This is a genomic window from Streptomyces sp. XH2, from assembly GCF_049725035.1.
GTDB lineage: Bacteria > Actinomycetota > Actinomycetes > Streptomycetales > Streptomycetaceae > Streptomyces > Streptomyces roseoverticillatus.
Genome location: NZ_JBMMMZ010000013.1, coordinates 113,058 through 120,606 on the forward strand (window position 1 = coordinate 113,058; position 7,549 = coordinate 120,606).

9 protein-coding genes and 3 tRNA genes are annotated in these 7,549 nt (G+C 72.5%); 8 read left to right on the forward strand and 4 right to left on the reverse strand.

Annotation, left to right across the window (positions count from 1 at the left end):
• Positions 1–6: 6 nt before the first annotated feature.
• Positions 7–579, reverse strand: a complete 573-nt coding sequence (locus ACOTKD_RS25995; RefSeq protein WP_424891435.1) for a nuclear transport factor 2 family protein — start codon at positions 577–579, stop codon at positions 7–9.
• A gap of 190 nt (positions 580–769) precedes the next feature.
• Complete coding sequence (locus ACOTKD_RS26000; RefSeq protein WP_030368439.1) at positions 770–1,258, reverse strand: YajQ family cyclic di-GMP-binding protein; 489 nt, start codon at positions 1,256–1,258, stop codon at positions 770–772.
• A 212-nt stretch (positions 1,259–1,470) separates the two neighbouring features.
• Between ACOTKD_RS26000 and ACOTKD_RS26005 the strand changes: the two genes are divergently transcribed.
• Positions 1,471–1,552 (forward strand) — tRNA-Tyr (locus ACOTKD_RS26005).
• Between the two features lie 70 nt (positions 1,553–1,622).
• Here ACOTKD_RS26005 and ACOTKD_RS26010 read toward each other — a convergent pair.
• Together ACOTKD_RS26010 and ACOTKD_RS26015 are read right to left on the reverse strand one after the other, a co-directional pair.
• On the reverse strand, positions 1,623–2,285 hold the full coding sequence (locus ACOTKD_RS26010; protein ID WP_424891436.1) for an NAD(P)H-binding protein: 663 nt from the start codon (positions 2,283–2,285) through the stop codon (positions 1,623–1,625).
• A gap of 76 nt (positions 2,286–2,361) precedes the next feature.
• Positions 2,362–3,639 carry an amidohydrolase family protein gene (locus tag ACOTKD_RS26015; protein WP_424891437.1) on the reverse strand — a complete coding sequence of 426 codons (1,278 nt, stop codon included), beginning with the start codon at positions 3,637–3,639 and terminating at the stop codon, positions 2,362–2,364.
• A gap of 194 nt (positions 3,640–3,833) precedes the next feature.
• Between ACOTKD_RS26015 and ACOTKD_RS26020 the strand changes: the two genes are divergently transcribed.
• The 7 genes from ACOTKD_RS26020 (at position 3,834) to ACOTKD_RS26050 (ending at position 7,363) form a co-directional block, all read left to right on the forward strand.
• A tRNA-Thr gene (locus ACOTKD_RS26020) sits at positions 3,834–3,906 on the forward strand.
• A 49-nt stretch (positions 3,907–3,955) separates the two neighbouring features.
• Positions 3,956–4,028: transfer RNA gene (locus ACOTKD_RS26025), tRNA-Met, on the forward strand.
• 85 nt (positions 4,029–4,113) lie between these two features.
• Entirely contained in the window at positions 4,114–4,278 is a 165-nt protein-coding gene (gene rpmG, locus ACOTKD_RS26030; protein ID WP_006604855.1) for a 50S ribosomal protein L33, read from the forward strand.
• Positions 4,279–4,373: 95 nt separating this feature from the next.
• Positions 4,374–4,826: an FAS1-like dehydratase domain-containing protein gene (locus ACOTKD_RS26035; protein WP_424891438.1), complete on the forward strand. Its 453-nt coding sequence runs from the start codon at positions 4,374–4,376 to the stop codon at positions 4,824–4,826.
• Positions 4,827–5,258 carry a MaoC family dehydratase gene (locus ACOTKD_RS26040; protein ID WP_106682184.1) on the forward strand — a complete coding sequence of 144 codons (432 nt, stop codon included), beginning with the start codon at positions 4,827–4,829 and terminating at the stop codon, positions 5,256–5,258.
• Positions 5,259–5,332: 74 nt separating this feature from the next.
• Complete coding sequence (locus ACOTKD_RS26045; protein WP_424891439.1) at positions 5,333–5,866, forward strand: TetR/AcrR family transcriptional regulator; 534 nt, start codon at positions 5,333–5,335, stop codon at positions 5,864–5,866.
• 75 nt (positions 5,867–5,941) lie between these two features.
• Positions 5,942–7,363 (forward strand): DHA2 family efflux MFS transporter permease subunit, encoded by a 1,422-nt coding sequence (locus ACOTKD_RS26050; protein WP_424891440.1) that lies wholly within the window; start codon positions 5,942–5,944, stop codon positions 7,361–7,363.
• The last annotated feature ends 186 nt before the right edge of the window (positions 7,364–7,549 follow it).

Below are 7,549 nucleotides of genomic sequence, written 5' to 3' on the forward strand. Positions count from 1 at the left end.
AGCGACTTACAGCGACCGCAAGGCCTCCTCGGCCGCGGGGGTGAGGACGAGGGGGCCTTCGCCGTGCGTCCACACCACGCGGATGTCCAGGCACCGGAAGCGCCGGCCCGCGGGGGTGCGCACGACCTCGCCCGCGAAGGTGCCGCCGACGGTGAAGTGGTCCCCCGGACCGGATCCGCGGGCCTCGCGGGTGGAGGCCAGGTGGACGTGGGTCATCAGGGCGTTCCAGCGCACCGTGGCGCGGTCCCCGGTGATGTCCATCACGTAGTTGGTGCCGATGTGCTGCGTGCGCTCGAACTTGGCCAGGGTGGCGGCCTGCCACGCGGCCAGGCCGCCGATGCCCTCGTGCTTGCCGACCGGCGAGACGATCCGGACGTCCGGGGTGAAGAAGCGACGGGCCCAGGCGTCGTCGAACCGGCGGGCATCGAGGCTGAGCAGGTAGCGGTCGATGAGGTCCGTGACGGCGGCGCGGTCGGTGAGGGCGTCGATGCGGGCCCGGAGGGCGGCGGTCTCCCGGGCGGATTCCCGGGTGGTCTCGCGGACGGTCTCCGGGGCGAACTCCGGTGCGGTGAGGGTCATGGCGGCGCTCCCTGAGTCGGTGGACGGGCCCGCTCCGGGCGGGCCGGCCGTACACCAGGACGCTAAAACCTCGACATAGCTTGAGGTCAAGACCGCCGGGCGCGCGCGGTCCGGGAACGCCGAAGGCGCGTCGGAAGGGATCCCTTCCGACGCGCCTTCGGCGTGACCGGCGTCAGCCGTCGTTCCCGGGTCAGCGGTAGTTGACGAACTGGATCGCGAAGTCCAGGTCCTTGCCCTTGAGGAGGGCCTGGACGGCCTGGAGGTCGTCACGGCTCTTGGAGCTGACGCGCAGCTCGTCGCCCTGGACCTGGGCCTTGACGCCCTTGGGGCCCTCGTCACGGATGATCTTGGCGACCTTCTTGGCGTTCTCCTGGGAGATGCCCTCCTCGATCGAGGCGAAGATCTTGTACTCCTTGCCGGAGGCCTGCGGCTCGCCCGCGTCGAGGGACTTCAGCGAGATGCCGCGCTTGACCAGCTTGGTCTCGAAGATGTCGAGAACCGCCTTCACGCGCTCCTCGGCGTTGGCGCGCATCTCGATCTTCTCGCCGGACCAGGCGATCGAGGCGCCCACGCCCTTGAAGTCGTAGCGCTGCGAGATCTCCTTGGCGGCCTGGTTGAGGGCGTTGTCGACCTCCTGCCGCTCGACCTTCGAGACGATGTCGAAACTGGAGTCGGCCATATTGAGTTGGCTCCTCGTACGTAGATCCATCGGGGGGTGCGGTCCGGGCTGCCACCGGCCCCGGGCCGGCGGCGGACCGCCCCGTCAGCCTAGCCACCCCGGGCCCGTTCTCACGGGCGATGAACCGAGTGGCGGACCACCCCAGGTCATCGGGTATGGTTTACGTCGTTGCCCCGGCGCGAATCGAAAGAGAGCCCGAGGTGACACCCCATGGCGGTGTGCCCGAGTGGCCAATGGGAGCGGACTGTAAATCCGTCGGCTTAGCCTACCCAGGTTCGAATCCTGGCGCCGCCACGGAATGGAGCCCCTGACCTGAAAAGGTCAGGGGCTTCTTTCGTTTTCCAGGCCCTCAGCCGCTACGCCCTCAGCCGCCCGCCACGGCCTTCACGGCCTCCGCCACCGGCGTGTCCCCGCCGATCAGCTCCAGCGTCCGCCCCGCCGTCCCCGGCTCGTCCAGCAGCGCCGCGAGGACCGCCGCGACGTCGTCCCGGGTCACGTCGCCCCGCCCCGTGGCCTCCCCGAGCGTCACCCGGCCCGTACCGGCGTCGTCCGTGAGCCGCCCCGGCCGCAGGATCGTCCAGTCCAGGCCGGCCCGCGCCCGTACGTCCGCGTCCGCCGCGCCCTTCGCGCGCAGGTACGCGGCGAAGACCGGATCGGTGCCCTCCGGCGGCTCGCGGTCGGCGCCCATGGAGGAGACCACGAGGAAGCGGCGGACGCCGGCCGCCTCGGCCGCGTCGGCGAAGAGGGCCGCCGCGGCGCGGTCCACGGTGTCCTTGCGGGCGATGCCGCTGCCCGGCCCCGCACCGGCCGCGAAGACGGCGGCGTCGGCGGACTCCAGGTGTTTCACCAGATCCCCCACGGAGGCCGACTCCAGGTCGCACACGACCGGTTCGGCGCCGGCCGCCAGGAGGGCGCCGGCCTGCTCGGGCCTGCGGATGACGCCCGCGATCTCGTCCCCGCGCGCGTGCAGCAGCCGCTCCAGCCGCAGCGCGATCTGACCATGTCCACCAGCGATGACAATGCGCATGATCCGACCGTACGCCGATCACCGGAATCCGACAGAGGGCCTCGCCGGACCCGGGTTCAGGCCCCCGGTCCGGCGTTCAGGACGGCTCGCCCCCGCCCCGCGAGGACTGCCGGGGCAGCTCCAGGGCCGCGGCGGCGGCCGAGCCGTCGCAGTACTCCCGCACCGCGCTCGTACGGGCCACCACGCGGCCCTGGTGCACCACGAGGCGGCTGTAGGCCATCGAGAGCACGCCCTCGACGCGCTCGCCCCGCACGGCCAGGAGCTCGGCCGGGAAGCCCGCCTCCACCCGCACCCGCGGCAGCCCCATCGCCGCCCGCGCCCACCCGCTGACCGCCTCGTACGCCTCCTCGGGCCGCAGCTCGCCGTGCGAGGCCAGCAGGAACGCGGCCTCCAGGGGATCGCCGCGCCCGACCGGATTGGCCGCGTCGCGCAGGGCGCCGCTGCCGGCCGCCACCCGCACCCCCGCCGCCCGCAGCAGCCGCACCGGGGCGCAGCGCGAGACGCGCCCGCCGCGCTGCTCCAGCGTCCCGCAGTCGCCCTGCGGCAGGCAGACGACGGTCACTCCGGCGGCGGCGAGCTGCCCGGCCGCCCGGACGGCCAGGTCGCGGGGGAGGCGGGCGAGGCCGCCGCAGGGCCCGAGGGTGACGCCCGGGCGCAGCCCGCCGGCCATGGCGGCCAGCCGGGCGAGCCGGGCCGGATCGGAGCCGTCGGTGTGCAGGTCGACGGGGCAGCCGTACTCGGCGGCGAGGCCGAGGGCGGTCTCGGCGAAGCCGGTGGGGTCGGGGTCGAGGTCGGGGCAGCCGCCGACGGCCGCGCCCATCTTCACGGCGTCCCGCAGCAGGGCCGCCCCTTCGGCCCCGGCCGCGCCGGTGAGCAGCCGGGGCACGGCGACGGCGGTGAGGTCGGTGAGCCCGCGCAGGGCCCGCCGGGCCTGCAGGACGGCCTCCAGCGAGCGCAGCCCCTGCACGTCGCCGATCCGCACGTGGCAGCGCAGGGCGGTGGCCCCGTGCCCGAGCTGGAGCAGCGCGGCCTCGGTGGCGCGCCGCTGGACGTCCTCCGCGGCGTACGAGACGGGCCCGTCGGCCTCGGCGGTGAGCGCGGTGGCGCCGTGCGCGTGCGGTTCGGCGGGCGCGGGCAGCAGCAGATAGCCGCTGAGGTCCACGCGGGGGCCGGGCGCCAGACTGCCGGCGGTGCCCACCGCCTCGATGTGCCCGCCGCTCAGCCGCACGTCCACGACGCGGCCGTCGGCGAGCCGGGCGCCGCCGAGCACGAGGGCGCCGTCGCCGGGCACGGCGGCGGGCGGGGTGGCATCGCCGCCGGGGTTCGCCGGGGGCTGCGGCTGGCTGTCGGGCATCGCGCTCCTCCGGGGGCCGGGGCGTGCATGATCACGCAGCAGGTCCGAGCGTAGGGCGCGGCAGGAACGGCTTCGAGCAGGCGACGAATAGTCGTACTGGTGTGGTGCGGGAAGGCTTCCGTGGCGCCGTCGCGGGCGTCCTCCGGATACGGATTTCACCTTCGGCGGCCAACCGTGTAATGTCTTCCTCGCTCGCCCCAATAGCTCAGTCGGCAGAGCGTCTCCATGGTAAGGAGAAGGTCAACGGTTCGATTCCGTTTTGGGGCTCTGGTGTGAGAGGTTCCTCGCCTTCGGGCGAGGGTCCCTCCCGCATCAAAGCGGTGTAGCTCAGTCGGTAGAGCAAGCGGCTCATAATCGCTGTGTCACCGGTTCAAGTCCGGTCACCGCTACACGTAGTAGCCGATTGTGGGGTCGGTCCTCCGGTCGGCTACTCTTGTCTGCGTTAATCCGTCCATTCCGTCAAGGAGCACTCACGTGGCTGCCACCGACGTCCGCCCGAAGATCACGCTGGCCTGCGTGGAGTGCAAGGAGCGGAACTACATCACCAAGAAGAACCGGCGTAACGACCCGGACCGTCTTGAGATGAAGAAGCACTGCCCCCGTTGCAACTCGCACACCGCGCACCGCGAGACGCGATAACAACAAGGCTCGTTCGCGAGGCCGTCCCCATTCACCGGGGGCGGCCTCGCGGCGTATCCGCCACCGTTCACCACTGCCGCAGGAGGTACCGGGCCATGGCGCTCGACCAGTCCTTCGTAGGGCGGACCTATCCGGCCACCGAACCGTACGAGGTCGGCCGGGAGAAGATCCGCGAATTCGCCGAGGCCATCGGCGACACCAATCCGGCGTACACCGACCCGGAGGCCGCCAAGGCGCTGGGCCACCCGGACGTGATCGCCCCGCCGACCTTCGTCTTCTCCGTCACGTACCGGGCCGCCGGCGCGGTCGTGGACGACCCGCAGCTCGGCCTGGACTACTCGCGCGTCGTGCACGGCGACCAGAAGTTCGCCTACGCCCGCCCCGTGCGGGCCGGTGACCGCCTGACGGTCGTCTCCACGATCGAGTCGATCAAGTCCCTGGCGGGCAACGACGTCCTGTCGATCCGCGGCGACGTCCAGGACGAGCACGGCGAGCACGTGGTGACCGCGCACACGACCCTGGTGGCCCGTGCGGCCGAGGAGGCGTAGATGACTGCCCGGATCTCCTACGACGAGGTCGAGATCGGCACGGAGCTGCCGGTCCGCACCTTCCCGGTGACGCGCGCGGACCTGGTCCGCTACGCGGGCGCCTCGGGCGACTTCAACCCGATCCACTGGAACGAGAAGTTCGCCAAGGAGGTCGGCCTGCCGGACGTGATCGCGCACGGCATGTTCACCATGGCCGAGGCGGCGCGCGTGGTCACGGACTGGGCCGGCGACCCGGGCGCCGTCGCCGAGTACGGCGTGCGGTTCACCCGTCCGGTCGTCGTGCCCAACGACGACGAGGGCGCGGTCATCGAGGTCGGCGGCAAGGTCGCGGCCAAGGACGACGAGCGCCGCACGGTCCGGGTGGACCTGGTGGTCAAGAGCGCGGGCCAGAAGGTCCTGGGGATGTCGCGGGCGGTCGTACGCCTCGCCTGATGTGAGGGCGCCGCGCGCGAAGCGGCGCCCTCCCCTTTTGACAAGGTAAGTAAGTGGCCACTAACTTACGCCTCATGGTCAGGATGAGCGCGGAGGAACGCCGCGAGAGTGTGATCCGCGCCGCCATCACGGAGTTCGCGCGGGCCGGCTACAAGGGCACCTCCACGGAGGTGATCGCCCGCCGCGTGGGCGTCTCGCAGCCGTACCTCTTCCGGCTCTTCCCCACCAAAGAAGCGATCTTCCTGGCGGCGGCCCACCGCTGCCTGGAGGAGACCCGCGAGGTCTTCGCGCGGGCCGTCGAGGGGGCGCCGCCCCGCGGGGCGCCGCAGGCCATGGCCGCGGCCTACGACCACCTCATCGCCGAGGACCCCGAGAAGCTGCAGATGCAGATGCAGATCTACGTCGCGGTGGCCTCGGCCGAGGCGGCGGGGGACCACGAGTTCGGCAGCTCGATCCGCAAGGCGTGGCTGGAGCTGTGGGACGGGGCGCACCTGGCGCTCGGCGGGGACGCGAGCGAGACGACGCGGTTCCTGGCCAAGGGGATGCTGATCAACACCCTGATGTCCCTGGGCTTCCCGCGGGACCACAGGGTGTGGACGGGCTTCTGAGGAAGAGACCCGCGAAGCGGGGACGTTTTCATGTCGGCAAAAGTTAGTAATCACTCACTAAAAACGGGGGATCGCATGCCACCCAAGGCCGTCTGGGCCCTGATCGTCACCGGCGCGGCCGGCTTCATGGCCGCACTGGACAACCTGGTCGTCACCACCGCCCTCCCCGTCATCCGCAAGGACCTCGGCGGAGGGCTGGAAGACCTCGAATGGACCGTCAACGCCTACACGCTCACCTTCGCGGTGCTGCTCATGACCGGCGCGGCCCTGGGCGACCGCTTCGGCCGCCGCAAGCTCTTCGTCACCGGCCTCGCCATCTTCACGGCGGCCTCCGCCGCGGCCGCCCTCGCCCCCGGCGTCGAGGCCCTGATCGCCGCCCGGGCCGTCCAGGGCGTGGGCGCCGCGATCACGATGCCGCTGACCCTCACCCTGCTCACCGCGGCCGTCCCCGCCGACCGCCGGGGCGTCGCCTACGGCATCAAGGGCGCCGTGGACGGCCTGGCCGTGGCCGGCGGCCCGCTGATCGGCGGCACGCTCACCGAGCACCTCTCCTGGCAGTGGATCTTCTGGCTCAACGTCCCGCTGGGCCTGGCCCTCATCCCGCTGGCCCGCCTCCGCCTGGACGAATCGCGCGCCGAGAACGCCCGCATGGACCTCCCGGGCACGCTCCTCGTCAGCGGCGGCCTCTTCGGCATCGTCTACGGCCTGATCAACGCGAACGCGCACGGATGGACGAGCCCCCGGGTCCTGACCGCGCTCATCGCGGGCAGTGCCCTCATCGGCGGCTTCGTCCACCACGGCTTCCGCAACAAGCGGCCGATGCTCCCCATGCGCCTCTTCAGGAACCGCGCCTTCGCAGGCGTCAACGCGGCGAGCGTCTGCATGTTCCTGGGCATGTTCGGCTCGATCTTCCTGCTCAGCCAGTTCCTCCAGAACGCGCTCGGCTACTCGCCCACCGAGGCCGGGCTGCGCATGCTCCCCTGGACCGCAATGCCGGTGATCGCGGCGCCGCTCTCCGGCTACCTCGCCGACCGCGTGGGCGGCCGCCGGGTCGTCGTCACCGCCCTCGCCCTCCAGGCCCTGGGCCTGGCCCACTTCGCCCTCGTCATGAGCCCGGACGTCTCCTACGCGGCCCAGCTCCCGGGCCTGATCGTCAGCGGCATCGGCATGGGCCTGTTCTTCGCCCCCGCGGCGAAGCTGGTCATGTCCAGCGTCCCCCCGGCCGACCAGGGCATGGCCTCCGGCGCGAACAACGCTCTGCGGGAGGTGGGCGGGGCGCTCGGCATCGCCGTCCTCGCCTCCCTCTTCTCCGCGCGGGGCGGCTACGGCTCCCCCCAGCGCTATGTGGACGGCCTCGTGCCCGCGCTGTGGGCCGGAGCGGCGGCGGTTGCCTGCGGCGCGGTCGCGGCGGCGCTGATACCTGCCCGGAACGCGGTGCGGCCCGCTCCCGCCCCCGCCGCTGCGCGGCGGGCTCATGCCCACCCACCCACCCGTTAGGAAGGCCAGCGGCCACCGCCGGCGGGAGAGGGCAGGAGCCGCCCCCTGGGCGTAAGGGAGCCGGAGATGGCAGGGGGCCACCGTCTGCCGGGAGGAGACCGTCTACGGAGGGGGCCGGGGGCGCAGGGGTGGGGGGGCGGGGGGGGGGCGGGGGGTTGGGGGGCCCGGACGAGGAGGGGAACACAG